The sequence below is a fragment of the Chroococcidiopsis sp. CCALA 051 genome (genome assembly GCF_003015105.1).
GTDB lineage: Bacteria > Cyanobacteriota > Cyanobacteriia > Cyanobacteriales > Chroococcidiopsidaceae > Chroococcidiopsis > Chroococcidiopsis thermalis.
Map to the genome: position 1 here is coordinate 1 of NZ_PYCI01000068.1, position 19269 is coordinate 19269.

The window sequence follows — 19269 nt, forward strand, 5'->3', positions numbered from 1 at the left end:
AGATGTGTATAAGAGACAGACTTATGAAGTAACTCAGTTTGCAAGCACTCCTATCCCGCCCTTGGAATTGCTAGCAGCGATCGCGCAGGTAAGCAATTTACAAATAGACTTAGGTACAAATATATCAGATAGCATGAATTCCGATCGCCAGCCTGACGCGGCTGAGTCACAGTTGAGAACATTTGGTGCAACTTTGGTTGGTGGAGCGGTAGGAGATATGTTTGGCGGCGCTATCGGTGCTACAGCGGGAGCGATCGTCATGGGACCCGCAGGCGCTATTTTAGGCGGTCAGATTGGCGTTTTTGTTGGTAGCATTATTGGCGCTCAAATTGGTGCTGAAACCGTTCATCATGTTGACCAGTTGGTTTCGTTGGCTAATACTCAAGGAACTGAACTAACAACAGAAAAAATTGCTCAAACCCTGCAAAAGAGAGCAAGTGAAAAAATTGGCGAAACTACAGGGCAAATTTTTGGTGCAGTTGCGGGAAAGGTAGTTTTGGGTCCAACAGGGGCAGTTTTTGGTTCAATTGTCGGTGGAGCAATTGGCGCTCAGCTAGGAGAAGACACGGCAACTACAACTAATCTACAGCGATCGCCAGCAACGACTCAGCAATGGTTCGTTCAGACAACTCAAAAGTTTGTCGGTGAAACCGCAACAGTAACGGTAGGAGGGGCTGTTGGTAAAATCGTGCTTGGTTCTCCAGGTCAACAGATGGGTTTGAAGTTGGGCAAGCGAATTTCTAAAATAGTAGACTGGGATACAACACCACACCGAGTTGTAGATATTACGCCTACGCCACAGTTATTGGGAGAAACACAAACAGGCGATCGCCAATCCTACTAAGCTGTCACATATGCAATTTGCATTATCAGGGCAATTAATGCTATTTGCCTTAGACATTTTGACTTTTGACTTTTAACTTTTGACTTGCTTTGTAGATTCAGCAGTAAGATCGGGAAGTCGCTCGACTTTTTGACTGTGCTGGGCATTCTGATAGTTCTCCTATCTTCCTTTGTCTTATCTTTCCACAACATCACCGTTCGAGTTCTATTTGCAGAGCATCTCGTTCTCGGTTTATTTCTTTTGGGTGGATACGTTAAACCCGATTTGCCTCATTCGTTCTTGCTGATGTTCATGCGAATGCTGTTAGTGGTTCCACTCATGGCATTTCTCGCACCTAAACTGTATCCATCCGCTTTAAAAGAATTACTCAGCTTATTTAACCGCGATCGCCGCGATGTTCTAGTGCAGGCATTTGGCTGTGGAGTATTGATGTTTGTCTATGTTGCCTCGCTCTACGTTGCCATTGGGTTAATTCCAACTGGCATCGCCATGACGCTATTTTTTACTTATCCCATATTCACAGCACTACTAGCTTGGCAATTTTTTGGCGATCGCCCAACACTGTTTCGCTGGGTCGTTATGGGCATCATTTTAGTAGGTAGTGCCTTCACAATTCCTCAATCTACGCCTACTCAGAATAGTTATGCAATTGCGATCGGCATTCTTGCCAGCGTCGGATCTGGAGTTGTTTACGCTCTTTATACAGTCATTGCCCAAAAATGCTTTGAAAAACTGCATCCCATTCCCTTCACCTGGATCAGTTTTGCCACCACGCTGCTATTTTCTGGCATGAGTCTGTTATTTTGGCAACTCCCCTATACCAATCTTGCCTGGACTCCTTTATGGATTGGCGGCATATTTTCAGGATTGGTGAGTTTTCTCGGACACATTTTGAATAATATTGGTATTCGCTCGATTGGTGCAACCGCTGCCTCAATAATTGGTTCTAGCAGTCCAGCATTGACGGCATTAGTTGCCTGGCTCGTAATTCATGAAACTTTGAATGTAATCCAGATTTTAGGTATTGGTATTGTCACGTTGGGTATTGCTTTGTTGAGTGGGGAACGAGCCTTAATTAAGCGATCGCATAACCCTAACTGAAATTAAACATTATCAAAACTACTAATAACAGGAAACCCCTCTGAATCTGATGTGCGATTACCCGCTCGCAGAGAAAAGAGCGTTTGTATTCCCGTCGCTAGCGCTGCTTTTAGTTCCGCCGTTACATCTGAAATAAAGAGAATTTGCTTTGGTGATACACCGATCGCTTGAGCAATTTTGCAATAACTTTCTGCCTCTTTTTTTGAGCCAGTTTCAGTATCGAAATAGCCAATCAAAAACTGAGTTAAATCGCCTGCTTCGGAATATTGAAATAACAATTTTTGTGCCTGAACGCTACCTGACGAAAAGATATACAATCGCTTACCTTCGCGAATCCAACGTTCAAATGCAGGTTTAACATCGGGAAAAAGTTGCGATCGCAACGTCCCATCTCGATAACCGCTTTCCCAAATTTTCCCCTGTAACGATTTGAGTCCGGTAGATTTGCGATCGGTTGCTATTAAATAATGAATGTAAGGTACGGCGGCGGTTGCAGAGTTATCCACCCATTCAGGTATGTCTAATCCCTGAGCAATATCAACTGCATACTCTTGCCGCAATCGCTCTATATCTGCCTGTACTTCAGTTTCCTGATGATAAGTTTGTAGAAACGATCCTACCTGCTTTTGAGCAAAAGGAAACAACACGCCGAAAACGTAATCAATCGGGGTTGTGGTTCCTTCAATATCGAGCAAGATAATATCTGCACGAGCAGAATAGCGATCGGGCATGGTTACGCTGGAATCGTTATATGCATCAGTCTTATACAGTATACATATGCTGCCGCTCAACTTAACATACAACTGGACTCTTAGTAGATACAGCCTGTTCGATAATATCGGCTGCGTGAGTGACTCCTCCAGTTTTATGAATCAATTTTTGTAATCGGACTGCATTTTGTTTGTACGATCTTTCTGTTAATACTCGTGCGATCGCATTTTGCAAGCTAGAAACATTTAAGCGAGAAAGTGTTACAAATTCTCCAGCTCCTACCCAAGCAATCCGTGCTGCAACTCCTGGTTGATCGTCGGTAATAGGTATGGCAACCATCGGAACACCATAATCTAATGATTCTAAGGTAGTATTGAGTCCAGCATGAGTAATATTCAGACTAGCTTTTTCCAGCAGTTCTAGTTGAGGTGCATACTTTACAACTAAGGGATTTCCAGGCAAGTTCGGAAATGCTTCTGGAGCGAGTCCCCCACCTAGAGAAATGACGAGTTGGTTGTCTAGCTCTACACAGGCTGCGGCGATCGCATGAAACACTCGCTCGAAGCGATTTTGTAGAGTTCCCATAGAGGCGTAAATTAGCGGCTTGCCGTTTAATTGCTCGAACGGAAATTCTACAGGTTGTCTTTCAATTGCTTGATGAAATGGTCCAGTAAAATGAAAGTGTGGGGGTAATTGACGCGGAAACTCAAATTCGGGAATGTGGCGCGTGATGATGGCAAGATGGGAAAAAATATCGTTGATTTGCGAGTAAGCAGGTAATTTCCATTTTTGGCGATAATCGGCAATTATCTGCCAAACAGGTTGCGCGAATCGATTGAGGAGACTGTAGGCAGCACGATTGCGGAGTTGCGCCCACCATGCAGGATTATATCGCCCGGTTGTAGGAATAGGCGGAATGGCTGAATCTTGATAGAAAGGGAGCATACAGCAGATAGTCACGTAGGGAAGGTTGAGATAATCTGCGATCGTCCCCCCTTCAAACACAGATAAATCTACCAGTAATGCATCTACGTTTTGTTCTGCAATAATTGCTGGTGCTGTTTTCAGTCGAGTTTCTGCTATCCGTGCAAATCTTTGTAAGGTATCATAAATGTTAGATAAATTTGCTAATGTAGTATTTTTTTGAATCTTTCCATTTTCATCAGGTGTAAAACCTATGCTACAGAAATTGAAACCTGCTGCAAGTGCTTTTGCTTTTGCTCTTGGATCGCTAAAAATAGTAACTTGATGTTTGCGTCGTTGCAGTTCGCGTCCTAGTGGAAATATGGTGTTTAAGTGTCCCGTAGCTGCTAGACAGAGAATGCCAATGTGAGCCATTGCTTTATCCTCCACAGAATCAACTGAACAACGAGTAATAACTAACGGGCGATCGCAATAATTCCAACAATAATTAGGCTGGAAGCTGCTAGCTGGCTAATACTCAACCGTTCGCCAAACAAATAGTGAGACAAAATTGTAATTAAAATAAATCCCAGCCCCGTAGAAAATGGAACTGCGATCGAAACAGGCAGGCGATCGAGTGCTTTGGCAAATAGAATTAGCCCCGTACTGTAGGCAATGAGAGACATAATAAACCAGGGAGAAACAACCATTGCTAAAAAACCAGGATTTTTAGTTACTAAACGCGATTGTTTTAACAAAAGACTGCCCGTACAACTACAGCAGGCTGACACTGCAACCAATAACCAAGGCTGTTGTAGAAATTGATTCATTGCATGTTATTTCATTGCATGTTATCTCTTGATGGCAAGAGCTGATTCATAAGTGCTTGTAAAGCTTTTTCTAACAAGTGTTGTGGTGACACTCCAGGGTAATTAAAGTATCCTGATAGCTCTAAACCCACATGACCGTGCAGTGATGCCCAGACGATCCGAGCAATCTCCCAAGCTTCATCTCCGGCTTCACTTTTGCGATCGATACAGTCTTGAACAGTTTGAACCATTAAGCGAAAACTTTCCAAACCCAACTGCCGACTCGAATCTGGTGGGGAGTATTCGGGAATTACTTTGAGAAACATAATCGCATAGTAAGTAGAGTGAGTCAGGGCAAACTCTCGATAGGCATAACACAGTGCATAGATGTATTCTCGTGAGTTACCTGGATGAGGAACGGCTTCTAGTGCTTGTCGCAACATTCCGAAACCTCGCAGATACAGTTGATCTACTAACCCCTGTTTATTGCCAAACATGGTGTAAAGTACGGTGGTCGAGCAACCAACAAGCTGTGCAATTCGCCTCATACTCAGAGCCGTTGGTCCCTCTCGCACCAGAAGATTGCTGGCATCATCCAAAACTCCCCTGCGTAAAGCTTGCTGATGCAAGTCTTGGGCTGCACGGTAATTAGTAACGTCGTCTTTACCTGTAACAGTGTTATTGTCCATGTCACTGTTATGAACGATAACTGAGAAAAAGTCAACCCTTGGAATTATCTTTAGAGATACGTGAATTAAGCCATACGTCTCAAGGCTGTAGCCACCTGGTAAAGTAACAATTATGAATATTCATTCTCAAGCTAATCTTCCACCCTTCACCGCAGGTAATCTCGAACAGTTACGCAAGAGAGGATTACCTGAATGCAACACTGATGAAGAAATAGCATTAGCAATGGGAATCAGCGTCGAAAAATTATATTTCTTGGCTGACAAATATCCTGCATCTTCCAGTTCGCATTATTGCCGCTTCCAAATTCTCAGAAAAACAGGTGCAGCGAGAACAATTACTGCACCAAAGCCAGAACTAAAAGCTGCTCAAACATGGATTTTCAAGCATATTTTAGACAAGATAAAAATTCACGATGCAGCTCATAAGTAGAACGTATAAAGCAGAAATGCGATCGCTCCTAAGTTGTTAATAAAATATGCAACTTGAGTAATTTCTCGCTTGCTATTCGTGATTGTTGTGTTAAATTTATACCGAGGTAGTCATAAAGTTACAAAGCTGTAGTACGGGTTCTGCATACCCGACTGGTGCGCTGACTCATAGTATAAGCGTATACCGCAGAGTACTTTAGCTATTTCACCGTTTGATTAGCTCAGTTGGTAAGAGCGCCTGCTGTATGCGGGATGTCGCAGGTTCAAATCCTGTATCAAACCCCCGAAAGTTAGCTCATTTGGTAGAGCAATCGGTGTATCGCCGATTGGTAGCAGGTTCGATTCCTGTACTTTCTCCAAGATCCCCTCGTCCTGGGTACGGACACCTTGTTAGGGACAAGGCGGCTTCGGAAGAAGCAGTTAGTAGTGGGTTTTTCCCAGTGCTAAGAACGGCTGAAAACGTTTTATTCGTCACTTACTCTGTCAAGCAGGTGTTTGTTCGCAGTAAAGGAGCCAGCGCAAATGTAATTCTCTCTAACTTGAGTATGTCCCTTCGTTTTCCCAATCCGTTTCTCTACAGGGACTCTGGAACGGGTAAACCGAACGGCATATCTGAGCGTTGTTGACTTTGGTTGAATTACATTTGGGTAGTTCTGGCAAGGTAGCAGCAATCTTAATCCAGTTTTAGAGAATCTTTTGCCCGCACCAAGACTGTTAAACACTGTTCTGGCAGAGTAAAAAATATTTTTGTATTATATGTAGTATACTGAAATTACCTTGCTGAGGATTATAAGCATCTGGCTATTGAAATTCCGGCGTAGGGTGAGCATTGCCCACCTTACGAGTCTCATCTCATCTATTCAATTATCTATGTGGAAAACCTTTTACATTAAGCCTAACGAAATTGGAATTTTATATCACCGCAGCGATTTTAAAAAGATTTTGCAGTCAGGGACTTACACTTATTTGGGTCGCCATTGGCAAGTAAAAACTTATGACTTGAACCAGCCAGAAGTTAAGATTGAAAACTTAGAATTATTGCTCAGAACCCACGAAGCCGAATTACAAGAGCATCTGTTAATTGTCAGAACAACATTTAGTCAAGCCGCTTTAGTACGCTGCGGTCAAAATTGGATAAGCGTTGCACCAAATCAAATGCGTACTTTTTGGCGAGGTTTTATTGATCTAGAATTTCATATTTTCAATTTAGAAGAAAGTCTAGAATTACCTGCTGAATTTGTTCAGCAATTGCGCGGACTTGCCATAAATGGATTGAAAAAATTCCAAATTTCAGAATATGAAATTGGCTTACTTTACGCCCAAAATAACTTTATTCGATCTTTGGAACAGGGAGAATATGCCTTTTGGACTGTGAATCGGGATGTTGCAGTAAGAACTCTCAGCCGGATCGTACCTAACCCAGACTTTCCACTAGAAGATGTATTGATTGAAAAACATCCTGAGTTTGTCTCAGCTTACTGTGAAATCGTACAATTACAAGATCGACAAGTAGCAATTATACGATATTTGGGTAAAGTTATTGCTATTTTGCCACCCACGAACCGTAAGTTATTTTGGCGCGGTGTGGAAGTGGAAATGATTGATATTAGTAGCAATGCTAAATTATCGCCTAATTTAGTAGCAGAATTGTTGGCAGGTTCTAAAGAAGTTCTATTACTAAGCCACAACAGTTTGCACGTTCGCGAAGTACTTGCACAGCACGTTGGTTTATTGTATGTAAATCAAGAATTTCAAGCGTTATTACAGCCAGGAATACATGCTTGGTGGCTATTTGGACGCTCTTTTCAAACCGAAGTCATTGATATGCGCTTGCAAAATATTGAGGTATCCGGTCAAGATATCTTGTCGAAAGATAAAGTTCCTTTACGCTTGAACTTAACTGCTGGTTTTCGCATTCAAGATCCACTGAGAGCAAAAAATGGCTTATCAGATATTTCTAGTTTCTTGTACAAAGAATTACAGTTTGCTTTACGCGCCGCAGTGGGCGAACAATCTTTGGATGCACTATTAGAAAATAAAGGTGCGATCGATCGCAGTGTTGCTGAATACATTCGTAGCAAAACCGCAGACTATGGAATTGAAGTTGATTCTGTCGGGGTGAAAGATATAATTTTACCAGGCGAGATTAAGACAATTTTGAGCAAAGTGGTAGAAGCAGAAAAAGCTGCTCAAGCAAATGTAGTCAGACGTAGAGAAGAAACCGCAGCTACTCGCAGTATGTTAAATACTGCAAAAGTGATGGAAGATAACCCCGTCGCCTTGCGTTTGAAGGAATTGGAGGTGTTAGAACGAATCGCTGAAAAGATCGATCGCATTCAAGTTAATGGCAGTTTAGATAGTATTTTAACCGAATTAATTCAAATTAATCGGCAATAACCATATTACTGTAGGGGCGGGTTCACCAGACATCTCCATACACATATGAAGAACTCTATAAACCCGCCCTCATATGATTTGCGATTGACCGAACGCCAGAATTAATAATAAAATTTAGCAATTTTTTGAGCGATCGCACCCCATTTAGAATTTTGTGTCACAGCTGCCCAATAAGCAAACCCGCGAATTACCATATTGTAGTCCACTGCTTTTACCTTACCAGTTCGTCCAGTTTCCTGCCCCGCAGTGCGAGTATTGCCCTGAGTACTAATTTCTCCTGAAGCTGAAATTCTGGTTTGCTGCCATGCCAAGGCTTTCTCAATCGCCGTCTTTACTTTTGGCGTGAGGGGATCGTCTGGAAAGTAAGTCACCCAACGCTGAGCATACACTACACCTACCATTTGATAACTACTATCATGCCCACCTTTTTCTGGATTAATCCCATTTGGACGCTGTAAAGTTAAGCCTTCCTGAAGCGACTGACGGGCATATTTCATCAACTCTGCATCCCCAGTTAATTTGCTTGTCAACCCCAAGGCTACTGCAACTGCATATCGGCGATGGGTGTAAGGCTGGTTCCGTTTAATTCCCTGTTTCCAGACATCTTGAGAAATCATCCAACGGGCAGCACGTCTAACCAAAGGCTTGTAACGCGATACTTGTGCTGCATACTTATTTGCTTGGGGAGATTGCTGGATGACTAGAAGACTATGGGCAACTGCCTGTACGAAGAACGAAGTACTGTGGAAGGGATCGCCCGTTCCCTTAAAACTACCGTCCGCAGCCTGTTGCTTGAATCCCCAGTCAAACATCTTGAATCCCGCTTGGATAGCTTGAGGATTGTTGCTGACTAACCCGCCAATCACTAATCCTTCACCGTAGCGCTGCGCTTCAATATACCACTTGTTCGTCCGGTGACGTTCCCAGTCGATGTTGGCACTATGCGCCCCACTCGGTGATATAGCATTATATGACTTAGAAAGACGACGGTAGAGATAATTGCTAATGAGATGGGATGACTCGTAGTGAAAGTCTGTACGCTTTTTGTTTCCCTGAGTTAGGGGAGTTGAAATCGGGCGTTTAGCAATGTCAAACTGAGATATTCGATCGCCTGAATCTACTAAAATTAATGGAGAGGCGATCGCTTTTTCTCCTTTATTTGTTGAGAACAACAACAGCGCTATCAATACTAATCTGCGTACTTTCACTTGTTATCACCTATTTATTCCCTTGCCTAACTTGCTGAAAACCTGTAGAATCCAACAGTAAAACAACTGCTCCAGGCAAACTTAACATCCAACCCAAAACTGTAATTGTGAGAGAAAGTAGTAGAGCTTGTTCTACTGAAAGACCGATGCGACTAAATAAATAAGCCCATAACCCTTCTTTCAGTCCAATTCCACCTAAAGATATTGGTAGTAAAGTTACTACAACAATAATTGGAATAAAAACTAAGAGTTCTAAATAAGAAATTGGAATATTTAGCTGATGGGCAACTATGTAATGGTAATAAACTATAGCTAGTTGTAGTAATAGTGATAGCCCCATTGATAATAATAAAGCTTGGCGATGTTGGGCAAATGTGCGTAAGAGAATTTGAATTTTCGCAAATCGAGCTGCTACTGCGCTCAATCGAAACTTAATTAACCAAGGTTCTGCCCAAATTAATAACTTTGGACTTGCTATCAGTAAAACTGCTCCTACCAGCGAACCAACACAAGCTGTAAATAAAAGTAAAATATCCCAGCGTCCAATTAATTTAAAAGCAGGAACTAAACCAATGACTGCCAAGCCAGAAAGAGCAGCAAGTCCAGTAAATCTTTCTAGGAAAACAGATACAAGTGCAACCTCTGAATCTTTAGTTGACTGCGCGACTCGATAAACTCGATAAACATCTCCGCCTAGTGCGCCTGGGAGGAAAATATTCAAAAACATTCCAGCGAAATAACTACTGAGTAAACTACTCATTGGTGCAGAATGTCCGCTAGACCACAAAACCACTTGCCATCGCCAACAACTCAACAGTTGACAACCCGTGTAGAATAGCAAAGCAAAGATAATAAAAGATGGGGATAGGTACTGAAATTGTACCCAGACTTGATAAAAATCCATCCGAGTCAATACTAAAGCTAGTATTCCTGCGCTAACAATAAGTTTGATTAAAAATATTGGTTTTACTTTCACTTAATTGCCTCAAAAAAATGACAGTTGGCATTAATAATTAATGGATGTGGGTTATAAGTATTGACCAAATAGTACTATCAATTCTTTACGACTACGCCGCAGAAGATCCCCCCAACCCCCCTTAAAAAGGGGGGCTATGAGAGACGGATTTTTGCAAGAATAAATAGAATTGGTATGACAAATTTAATAAGCTCCTAAATCTCCTCCTTGATAAGGTACGTGGGGAAATACACCATCTTCTGGTTTCCACAACCGTACCCGCGCTCCAAAAGTTTCCATAATTGGTTGACCTAGAGTTTCAATATAGTTGCGAAATACAGGTTCAAATCTACCTTCTGTGTGATTGTCTACATGCAACCATACGCGCTTAGAATTCTCTAAAACATGGCTCATTTGATCTAAATTACTAATTAATTTGCCACCACCCCAGCGATCGATCACTCGACCGTTATTCCAATAGAAAACGTCGAAGCGTATATTGCCTGGAATAAAGTAATCTAGACCACCTAAACCAGTTGAAGCAGCAGCCGGAGAAGTCGAAATCACAACATCGCCTGCTTGTCTATGACTGCTAATATATGCGAATGCTTCATTGTTGCGCCTAGTGAGTGCGTCGTGATAGCTGGCTAAAACTCGATTTGGTTCTACATTCAGGATTAAAAGTAAGAGAACGCTAGCGATCGCAATTCCTCTAATCGGTAACAAGTTTCTCGTAAATACCTCAAATTTGCTAGCTACACTTTCGGCAATACAAGCAGCACTATAAACAGCGAGTAAAATAAATATGGGATAAATTTGGTAGGTGTACCTCGTAGCAATTTGATAAATCAAAATAGTGAGTAGTATCAAGTTGATCGAGACGCTACTGAACAAAAACAATGTTTTTCCATCTCGCCGCTTGAGAAAATATATCCAGCCTAACAAAAAGAAAAAACTATAAATAATATGCATTCGACTGGGACCCACAAAGAAATTGTTTGCCAGTCCTGAAATGCTAAAGAAATGAACTTTGAGATAAGCGTCTGTACTGTCGGAAAGAGCTACCCAAGGAGTCAGACATCGAATCGAGAAAAAAACAAGGTCGTAAGCAATAATTCCCATTGAAACGACGCTACTCATAACAATTTGCCAATCGTCCGCCCAGCGAAAAGGTCGATAGAAAAATATAAATCCTACTAAAAAGCAAGGCAATAAAGTTACAGTTACCTCTTGATTTAAGATCGTTAGAGTTAGAGCAATGAAGAATCCATATTGATAAGCTCTACCACTGCGATCGACAAACCCTTTGAGGAACAACCAGAAACTTAAAATGCTCAGGCATTGAACGACTTGGTAAAACCGAATAAAGCGAGAAAAATAGACTTGCGAAGGATCGAAAGCTAAGATTGCTGTAACGATGAGGGCTATCCAAGCTTTTCCAGTAATTTTGCGGGTGAGGATAAAGACCAAAACTAGGGTGGCTGTACCCCAAAGTACCGATAAAAAGCGAGCATTCACAACTGAATCCCCTAGCAGCCGCAGCCACAGAGCCAGCATGTAGTGATAGGCTGGAGAGCGGGTGTACCAAATACCAGATGTCGCTTGAGGCGCACCTGTACGGAGAATTCCCCTCGTTGCATCTAAAGAAGTATTTTCATCCGCATCAAGGTCTACAAAGCCCAGGTTATAGGCTCTCACAACAAAACCGATCGCAACGATCGCACCCAGCATCAACCATTGATTACATGCAGGAGAATACGTCTGATAAACTGTCGTTAATCGATTTATGTAACTATGTCGCGTGTGGCTGGGAAGTAAAATAAACAGGGCGATCGCCCCAAATCCAAACAAAATTAAGCACATACTGATTGGAGATGCCCCAACGCTACCGACTAAACTCAAGCTGATAAAGGCAGTTAACCCCATAGGCAACCACAACCCCAAGCAAGCTAGTCTCCTTTCCCGCCAACTCCACAACAGCGTCAGCAACACGACGATTAAAAACCCTAGCAAGATGAGCGAATCGCTTTGTTGTTGAAAAAACAGCAGTCCCCGTTCTGCTTCTGCATAGCGATGCTTGAGTAAACCAATTCCAATCAGAAACAGCGTTCCTGGTAATAATAGTTCTGCCCCAGCGCCCAAACTGTTCCACCAGCTATGGCGATCGCCCAGCCAAAATCTACCGAGACTCCAAGCACTAATTACAGCACAACCCATACCTGCTAACTGCCACAGCCAAAAGTGCCAGAGGTAATCGGGATAATTCAGCAGATATGCATCGCCCTCAAACGTGCGTTCTAACTTTTGTACGTCTGGCGAACCCAAAACCTGTGCTGCTTGTGCTTCACCTTCACCCTTGAACCAGCCAGATACAGGTTGCTCCAGAGTCTTCCAAGTGTTATTTGTAGCAATGGGTGCGATCGCTGCGTGCGACTTAGTTTCTGCCCAGCCATCCAAGAAAAATCCGAGCGGATTAAAGGGAGCCGCCGCACCAAGTTGGTGCAGGGGTCGAGTCAAATGTACAGCCAGGGTATTGCTGCCAGGTCGGAGAAAATTTGTCACCTCATACATGTGTAATTGGTTGTTATCCTCAGCCTCGTAGCGGTTGACCAATAAACCGTTAATCAGCAAAGTATACTTCCCATCTCCGGCAAACCGAATGAAGGCACGGGAAAACTGATGTTGTGGTATCTGCCAATCACTTCTCAGCCACACTTCTCCTTGGGTACTTTCAATTCCGGTAATCCAATTTCCCTCTAAGAAGCGATCGAATAGTCTTGGACTGAGGCGATTGTAAGTTCCTTCTTGCACCGAACCAATTGCTTTAGCTGAAGACCAACTTTCATCAGGGAAATCGCGATCGAACCAAAGCAAACCATTGTGGGCTTCGTTGAGATTTGAAACTACCCACGGTGTTGTACCTGTTGCCAGATCGATTGCGGGTGATGTAGATAAGGGATAGACAGCACCCTCAACTACCACACGCGGATTTTGCCGACTCTTTTGCACCTCGATCGCGATCGTATTTCTCCCAGCTTGGAGGTGACGAGTTAAGTCAACATAGGTGGTTAATTTCCAATCTTGAGCATTGGCAAGCTGAATCCAATCGTAACCCCGCGATCGGTAAGCGACGCTATCATTTGCTCGTTGAAACTCTTCCGTAAACCGACTTCCTAAACCCAGAGAATGATAGAGAATATTTCTGTCTCTAGCGATCGCCCGTCCATTAACATAAAGAATGAAATCGTTATCGGCACTCAACCGCAACCAGCCTGCTGCGGGAACGTCATTTAGGAAAAAAGACCGACGAGCATAAAAACGGTAAGTAGGCGTTTGGGGAGCAATCCACTGCGTCTGGGCAGACCAAGCAACGCGATCGGCAGCAGCAGGACTTTTATCCCAAACAGAAAAGCCTGTCACGCCCAATAAAAAGCCCAGGATTAAGACTAATCCGAGCGATAGCCAACGATTTAAACGCTTCATTCTTGACCCTCGCCAGATTCCTTCCAAGCTTTATTGTCAATAGATTGGCGATACTGCTCCCAAGCTTTTTCGATCTTGCCATCATGGTAGCTCGCCCAAGAGTTATGCAGATATGCTTGCCCCAACAAAGCCAAATTGCTTTGCTGGGGGTACTCTTGCGTTTCGATAATTTGTCGTGCTGCTGATGCCGAGCGATCGAATTCACCATTAGCAGCCCTAGCCAGCATTAAGTCGTAAAGCGCTTCAATATGAGCTGGAAAAATTTGCAATGCCCGTTCAAAACGCTCTATTGCTAATCCTGTTTGATGGTTTGTGGGGCTGTTAGGACCATTAAAATAAGTGACTCCCTGGTTTAAGATACTTGTCGTGAGATATTCCCGCACTAAAAAGTTTTGCGGTTGCATTGCTAAGGCATTTTGAAAATAGTCTTCAGCCCGGATAAAATCTTTGCGTCGATAGCTTTCTAATCCCTTGACAAATTCGATCGCATCTGAATCTGGTCGGTTAGCATAAAATCCGGCTTCTGCCATGCGCCGTAGAAATTCCGTGTCGCCTTGCAAGGGAGGATAACAAGTTTTTAAAATCCTACTAATAGTGACAACTGGGCGATACTGACCTTGAGCATATAGCGTATCTAGGTGGCGATCGATGAAATTGGGTAAAAGCATTGATAGAGTTAGTAAAGCGATCGCCACTCCCGCCCAAGGCAAAAACTTAGCTAGATCTGTTATCAAAGCGTTAAAACTTTGCTCAGCTAACCCTAAATAACAAGCCATTAAACTAATGACTAAACCAGCAACAGCATAGCTCCAACCGCGACCGATATATGCAAAAAAATTATTACTATAACCAAATCCCTCGACCCAGATTCGATCCCAGGACGACATTTGAAAAAAGCGACTATCTTCAATCGAAAAATAAGCGATCGATTTGATTGGCTCGGGTTGACTTAAAGTTATATTCTGTTTCCACTGAGACTGAATTTTCGGAAAGTTTCTTTGGACGTGATGAGTAGCTTCTACCCCTTGTTTGTAGTAAGCCGCACTTAAAAAAGCTACGGTAGGCGACCAGGTAGTAATCAAGTAAGGAAAAAGTAGTACGGCGATTAATCCACTCCAGAATAGCATTCGAGCAGTGCGACCGCGACTATAGCAATTCTCGATTGTATGCGTGACATTGGTAGGGGCGCACAGCTGTGCGCCCCTACTCGTGTGTTTTACCCAATTGAAAACCGCTATAAATTGGAAGGCGATCGCCCCAGCTAAAAGCGCAAACAATAAAGCAATAACCCTACCTGCACTGGCGATCCTAAGATTAGTGTCAAATGCCTCTAAAGCTTCGGGAGGTAAACTATACCAAGGAGATTTTACCCCTAAAAATAAAGCAAAAGATGCAACCAAAAAAGTAAGTCTCGTGCGCTCAAACCAATTATACCAAACCTCTTTTTTAACTTGATTTTGACTAATTATTCCTGTTTCAGTAACAGGTAATATATTAGTAAATCTGAGTCGAATGGTATTCAAGTAGTAGAGCAAATTATTCATAAGAAGTGAGTAGTGAGTAGTGAGCAGTGAGTAAGGTGTGGAACCAGTGGCTGGTGGATAGAATCTCCCCCCTGTCCTCCTTGTCTTCCTTGTCCCCCTTGTCTCCTTTATCCTCAGTTTTGACTTTTGACTTCTGACTTTTGACTTCTGACTTCTAAGCGATCGCCTGGATTTATCCCTCTAGGAGAAAGTACAACCTGTTCCCCAGGCATCAAACCCGATATAATTTCTCGTTGATTGTCGAAAATTCTGCCCATTTGGACTGGTTTGACAACTGCTTGACCTGCCTCGGCAACCATCACCATGCCTTCGCCACCAGATAAATGAATGACTGCACTTTCTGGAATTGCTAAATTAGCTTTGTCCTTATTGAATTGAACGTATCCCTGCAAGCCAGCTGCCATTTGCAGATCGTCAACGGCAATCCAAACGGAGTAAGTATAGCGGCGATCGATCCCACCTTTAGGACGTTTGCCCGCACTAGTTAAAATGGTTGGGTTGAGTCGAATCACTTTCCCTTGGAAGGTGCGACCAGGATAAGACATCAAACGTATCGTCGCGAGATCTCCAACTTTAATCGCGTTGATTTGCGCTTGGTCGATATAAGCCCTAATCGCAAAATCTTTAGATATACTAACCAGCGGACGGCTAGCACGTACCCCTGCTAATTCACCGCGATCGATATTAACCCAACTAACTAAACCATCCATCGGTGCGTAAAGCACTGTATTGTGTAAATTTTTTAGCGCATTTTGTAGGGCTATTTTGTCGTTTTGCAGTTTCAGACGAGCATTCCCTAGTTCGTTATCGATCTCTTGTTGCGTGTGTGCTAGTTCTTGTTGAGCGCCAAGCAAGTTTTGTTGCAAAGTTGTATAAAAGTCTTGGCTACCGTAGAGCTGAATTTGAGCGTTAATTGTTTGCCGTTTGGTTGAATCTAGGTCTTTCTTCCGCGCTAAATAACTATCTTGAATGTCGTAGAGCTGAAATTTAGAAATCGCTCCTGCTTGTACTAAGGAATTCATTTGTTGCAGTTTCTTTTGGGCGATCGCCAGCCGATGCTGACCATCAGCAACTTGGTCTTTGAGTTCCTTCTCAACCAAGGAATTCATATCTTGCACTTTGGTTGAGGCGATCGCCAGCCGATGTTTGGCAAGTTCGACATCAGTTTTTAGCTTGGCTAATTTCACTGGCGCTGACTTTTGTAAGTTCAGCAGAGCCATTTCCGAAATAGCGGCATTGTTACGGGCAGCATCAACGGCATTTTTATAGGGTTCTTGCTGGAACTGAACCAATGCCTGTCCTTTTCGTACCGACTGCCCTTCCTCAACGTAAACCTGTTCTACGGGTCCCGATACCTGTGGGCGGAGGTCTATTTTATGCAACGCCACCGACTCCCCAGGTGCAGCTACGTTATCCTCTAGAGTTTTTGGCGCTACGGCTACAGTTTTCACCGCGATCGGTTTACCCGTTAATCGTTGCAATGCTGGATAACCAATGCTAGAAGCGTAGATTTTCGACTCTGGATTTTTGGTCGCTGGCACGAGTACGGCGATCGCTAGAACCGCCATAATACCCAACGGCGCTGCTACTAGCGTTGTCAACACAGCACGAGAAAATAATGGATGTGAACGAATCATAATTTCACTGTTTGAGAGAGCGTCGGCGCAGTATTAGCCAAGGCGGAGCTAAATACCTCTTGCCACAGAGGAACGATCCGCGACCAGCCAAACCGAACTTGGACATCCTGTAAGCCTTGTCGTCCTAGCTGTTGAGCTAAATTGCGATCGCTCAGCACTTTTAAGATCGCTGCTGCTAGCGTTTCCGGATCTTTTTGGGGTACTAATAGACCCGTAACTCCAGAACGGATGACATCGCCAATGCCACCAACTGCACTAGCAATTACAGGCTTTTCATGTGCTAAGGCTTCTATCATGACAATCCCTAGTCCTTCGGTATCGCCTTTGCTGTCTACAATGGCAGGCAAAACAAAGATATCGCAGGCAGCATATGCATCTGCTAACTCTGCTTTACTGACAAAACCGAGGAATTCTACCACTTTATCTAAGCCCATATCTTGACACTGAGATTTAATCTCTGTCTCTAGGATTCCCTTACCAATCACTCTTAAGCACACAGGCTGCTGTTTTAAAATCAGCGTCAAAGCTTCCAATAGATATCGCAATCCTTTCCGTTCGTCCAGTCTGCCAACAAAAAGTAATTGAGGAATTGCCCCTTCTGGACGTTGTTTGGGTGGTTTTGCTTCAATCGTCAAACCGTAAGGAATTACAGTAACTGCGCCAGAATAAATTTTCCGTACCAATCCTAATGTGAAAGAAGAATTGGCAGTGACGCTTTTTGCATGAGGCGTAAGCCAGCGCAGAATTGACGAGACAAAGCGGAATTTATTTGCCAGTAAAAGTTCGGCTCCGTGAAAACTGAACACCATTGGAATGCCGAGAATCTTACTAGCAGGGAATGCCATCAATCCGTGTGGAAAAGCCCAGTGAACGTGAAGTAGGGCTGGTTTTTCCTTGCAGCACACCAGAAACAACCCAATCGTACCCAGAAGGATGTAAAGAGCCGCAGCGAGTAAATAAAGCGGCTGTTTTTGCAATTTAGTCGGCGCTCCATCGCGGACGAGATTTTCAAACTGTCTGAAACAATAACGAAAACGATAAACTTTTATGCCATCTAGCATGTAGCTTTTACTACCTTCGTAGGCTGGGGCAAAAACCGAGAATGTCGTTTCCGCAGATTGACAGCGTAAAATTGCTTCTCGCACAAAGGCTCCGTGGTTGCCTTCTGCATTTTGAGGATATACCGAACTGATAACTAATATATGTTTGTTCATTGGAGAATGGGGAGTCGGGAATGAAGGGGAATTGTAGAGACGTTACATGTAACGTCTCTACATAAATTCATGTAACGTCTCTACATAAATTAAGAATTACTCGCTACGCGATCGCGATTAACTTGCATGTCGAAGGCTTCTTTACCCGCACGAAACCCAATATCAACTGCTTTGAACATCGCCGGAATGTATTGCAATGGTAAGAGCAAGCGATTTTCAATATGAAACCACCACCAAGTGCGGGAAAAGTTCATGGCGGATGTCACCAGCCGTCCGCGCCCAAATTTACTCTGACCGGAAAAACGCGGATGCCAAGGAGTAGCAACCTCTGTAATGTTATATCCCCAACCTGCTAAGATTGCCAAAAGGTAGCGATGGGTCACAACATCAAATGGCACTTTGGTGAGAATGTCGCGGCGCACAAGTTTGATCCAATTCATGTCATGAATTTTCAAACCAAAGGACATCCGACAGGCAAGATTAGCAAATTTAGAAGCCATGACTTTGCCATCACCGCGTTGCTGTCGCCATCCGGCAACGCCGTCAACTCCTGGTACGCAAGCTTCTAATAATAAAGGTAAGTCACTCTGAAAATCAGATTCTAGATCGGCTTGTCCCCAGAATATCCATTCTGTATCAACGTGGGCGATCGCAGTTTTCCAAACTCCGGTGACACCGCGCTTTTGAGGATGTCGAATCGTTTTTAAATAAGCATATTGACAGCATAACTGTGTCAGAATTTGAGGAGTGCTGTCTGTGCTGCCGTCATCAATTAAAAGTACTGGCAGAGTAAAGCCTAGATTTTGAAAAGTGCGATCGAGCGTATGGAAAAGTTTTTCCAAATTACCTTCTTCATTCAAGCAAGGAATTACGATTGTGACTGAGTGACTTAAGGCGGGAGGTGCGAATAACATGCGGCAGAGAGAAATGTAAAAGTTTTGTTAAAAAACATCATGGCTGCGTAATGTATTGATTTAGTTCGGTAGAAGTACTTGAATCTTTATGTTTTTTGTTAAAGAATTTGTGAAGAGAAAGACAAGTTAGAGCAAAACTTAAAAAATAGTAAAAATTCTCTAGCGATCGCCATTAAATCTATGCCAATTTGTGTAATTTTACCGAGGTTCGGTTTTATTTTGAAACGCAAGTTGTTGTCAAAAAAATTTACTTTTACATAGAATCCGTAATTCAACATATTGAATTCTTAATTGCAGTGTAAACACATAAGTGTAGTCTGCACGCATCTCAGTAGCGATCGCTACAGATTTTTTGTCAAGCGTGTAAATTGCACGATTCCATAGTCATTTTAGAAAAACGATCGGTAATTGCACTGAATTTTTAGTCCAAA

Annotated in this window: 15 protein-coding genes, 2 tRNA genes and 1 pseudogene; 7 read left to right on the forward strand and 11 right to left on the reverse strand. The window is 43.1% G+C overall.

All coding sequences use genetic code 11. From position 1 onward, the window contains the following. Nucleotides 1–844: pseudogene (locus C7Y66_RS17220) on the forward strand (hypothetical protein); the annotation flags it as partial. A gap of 135 nt (nucleotides 845–979) precedes the next feature. Continuing rightward, nucleotides 980–1945, forward strand: a complete 966-nt coding sequence (locus tag C7Y66_RS17225; protein WP_106546533.1) for a DMT family transporter — start codon at nucleotides 980–982, stop codon at nucleotides 1943–1945. A gap of 2 nt (nucleotides 1946–1947) precedes the next feature. On the opposite strand, the gene mtnC is transcribed toward C7Y66_RS17225, so the two are convergent. The 4 genes from mtnC to C7Y66_RS17245 all read right to left on the reverse strand — a co-directional run bounded on the left by mtnC (nucleotide 1948) and on the right by C7Y66_RS17245 (nucleotide 5057). Further along, the gene (mtnC, locus tag C7Y66_RS17230) at nucleotides 1948–2676 is read right to left on the reverse strand and encodes an acireductone synthase (protein WP_106546534.1); all 729 of its coding nucleotides are present in this window, start codon (nucleotides 2674–2676) and stop codon (nucleotides 1948–1950) included. Between the two features lie 61 nt (nucleotides 2677–2737). Continuing rightward, nucleotides 2738–3994 carry a glycosyltransferase gene (locus tag C7Y66_RS17235; protein ID WP_106546535.1) on the reverse strand — a complete coding sequence of 419 codons (1257 nt, stop codon included), beginning with the start codon at nucleotides 3992–3994 and terminating at the stop codon, nucleotides 2738–2740. Between the two features lie 41 nt (nucleotides 3995–4035). Next, nucleotides 4036–4389, reverse strand: coding sequence for a multidrug efflux SMR transporter (locus C7Y66_RS17240; RefSeq protein WP_106546536.1), 354 nt, complete (start codon nucleotides 4387–4389; stop codon nucleotides 4036–4038). 11 nt (nucleotides 4390–4400) lie between these two features. Then, a complete protein-coding gene (locus tag C7Y66_RS17245) occupies nucleotides 4401–5057 on the reverse strand; it encodes a TetR/AcrR family transcriptional regulator (protein WP_106546537.1) in 657 nt (218 codons plus the stop codon). Between the two features lie 112 nt (nucleotides 5058–5169). Between C7Y66_RS17245 and C7Y66_RS17250 the strand changes: the two genes are divergently transcribed. The 5 genes from C7Y66_RS17250 to C7Y66_RS17265 all read left to right on the forward strand — a co-directional run bounded on the left by C7Y66_RS17250 (nucleotide 5170) and on the right by C7Y66_RS17265 (nucleotide 7883). Then, the gene (locus C7Y66_RS17250) at nucleotides 5170–5487 is read left to right on the forward strand and encodes a hypothetical protein (RefSeq protein ID WP_199197486.1); all 318 of its coding nucleotides are present in this window, start codon (nucleotides 5170–5172) and stop codon (nucleotides 5485–5487) included. 209 nt (nucleotides 5488–5696) lie between these two features. After that, nucleotides 5697–5768: transfer RNA gene (locus tag C7Y66_RS17255), tRNA-Tyr, on the forward strand. Nucleotides 5769–5770: 2 nt separating this feature from the next. Next, nucleotides 5771–5843, forward strand: a tRNA-Ile gene (locus tag C7Y66_RS17260). Beyond that, nucleotides 5813–6112, forward strand: coding sequence for a hypothetical protein (locus C7Y66_RS30575; RefSeq protein WP_146149814.1), 300 nt, complete (start codon nucleotides 5813–5815; stop codon nucleotides 6110–6112). The genes C7Y66_RS17260 and C7Y66_RS30575 overlap by 31 nt, the downstream gene beginning before the upstream one ends. A gap of 244 nt (nucleotides 6113–6356) precedes the next feature. Then, the gene (locus tag C7Y66_RS17265) at nucleotides 6357–7883 is read left to right on the forward strand and encodes a slipin family protein (protein ID WP_106546538.1); all 1527 of its coding nucleotides are present in this window, start codon (nucleotides 6357–6359) and stop codon (nucleotides 7881–7883) included. A gap of 101 nt (nucleotides 7884–7984) precedes the next feature. On the opposite strand, the gene C7Y66_RS17270 is transcribed toward C7Y66_RS17265, so the two are convergent. From C7Y66_RS17270 to C7Y66_RS17300, 7 genes are all read right to left on the reverse strand, one after another. Then, the gene (locus tag C7Y66_RS17270; protein WP_106546539.1) at nucleotides 7985–9091 is read right to left on the reverse strand and encodes a hypothetical protein; all 1107 of its coding nucleotides are present in this window, start codon (nucleotides 9089–9091) and stop codon (nucleotides 7985–7987) included. Between the two features lie 10 nt (nucleotides 9092–9101). Further along, a complete protein-coding gene (locus C7Y66_RS17275; RefSeq protein ID WP_106546540.1) occupies nucleotides 9102–10067 on the reverse strand; it encodes a lysylphosphatidylglycerol synthase transmembrane domain-containing protein in 966 nt (321 codons plus the stop codon). Nucleotides 10068–10250: 183 nt separating this feature from the next. Beyond that, nucleotides 10251–13529, reverse strand: a complete 3279-nt coding sequence (locus tag C7Y66_RS17280; protein ID WP_106546541.1) for a glycosyltransferase family 39 protein — start codon at nucleotides 13527–13529, stop codon at nucleotides 10251–10253. Then, nucleotides 13526–14929: a M48 family metallopeptidase gene (locus C7Y66_RS17285; RefSeq protein WP_233222724.1), complete on the reverse strand. Its 1404-nt coding sequence runs from the start codon at nucleotides 14927–14929 to the stop codon at nucleotides 13526–13528. Before C7Y66_RS17285 ends, C7Y66_RS17280 begins: the two co-directional genes overlap by 4 nt. A 257-nt stretch (nucleotides 14930–15186) precedes the next feature. After that, nucleotides 15187–16710 carry an efflux RND transporter periplasmic adaptor subunit gene (locus C7Y66_RS17290; protein WP_106546543.1) on the reverse strand — a complete coding sequence of 508 codons (1524 nt, stop codon included), beginning with the start codon at nucleotides 16708–16710 and terminating at the stop codon, nucleotides 15187–15189. After that, nucleotides 16707–17924 carry a glycosyltransferase family 4 protein gene (locus C7Y66_RS17295; protein WP_106546544.1) on the reverse strand — a complete coding sequence of 406 codons (1218 nt, stop codon included), beginning with the start codon at nucleotides 17922–17924 and terminating at the stop codon, nucleotides 16707–16709. Before C7Y66_RS17295 ends, C7Y66_RS17290 begins: the two co-directional genes overlap by 4 nt. Before the next feature lie 89 nt (nucleotides 17925–18013). Next, nucleotides 18014–18838: a glycosyltransferase family 2 protein gene (locus C7Y66_RS17300; protein WP_106546545.1), complete on the reverse strand. Its 825-nt coding sequence runs from the start codon at nucleotides 18836–18838 to the stop codon at nucleotides 18014–18016. Nucleotides 18839–19269: the final 431 nt, after the last annotated feature.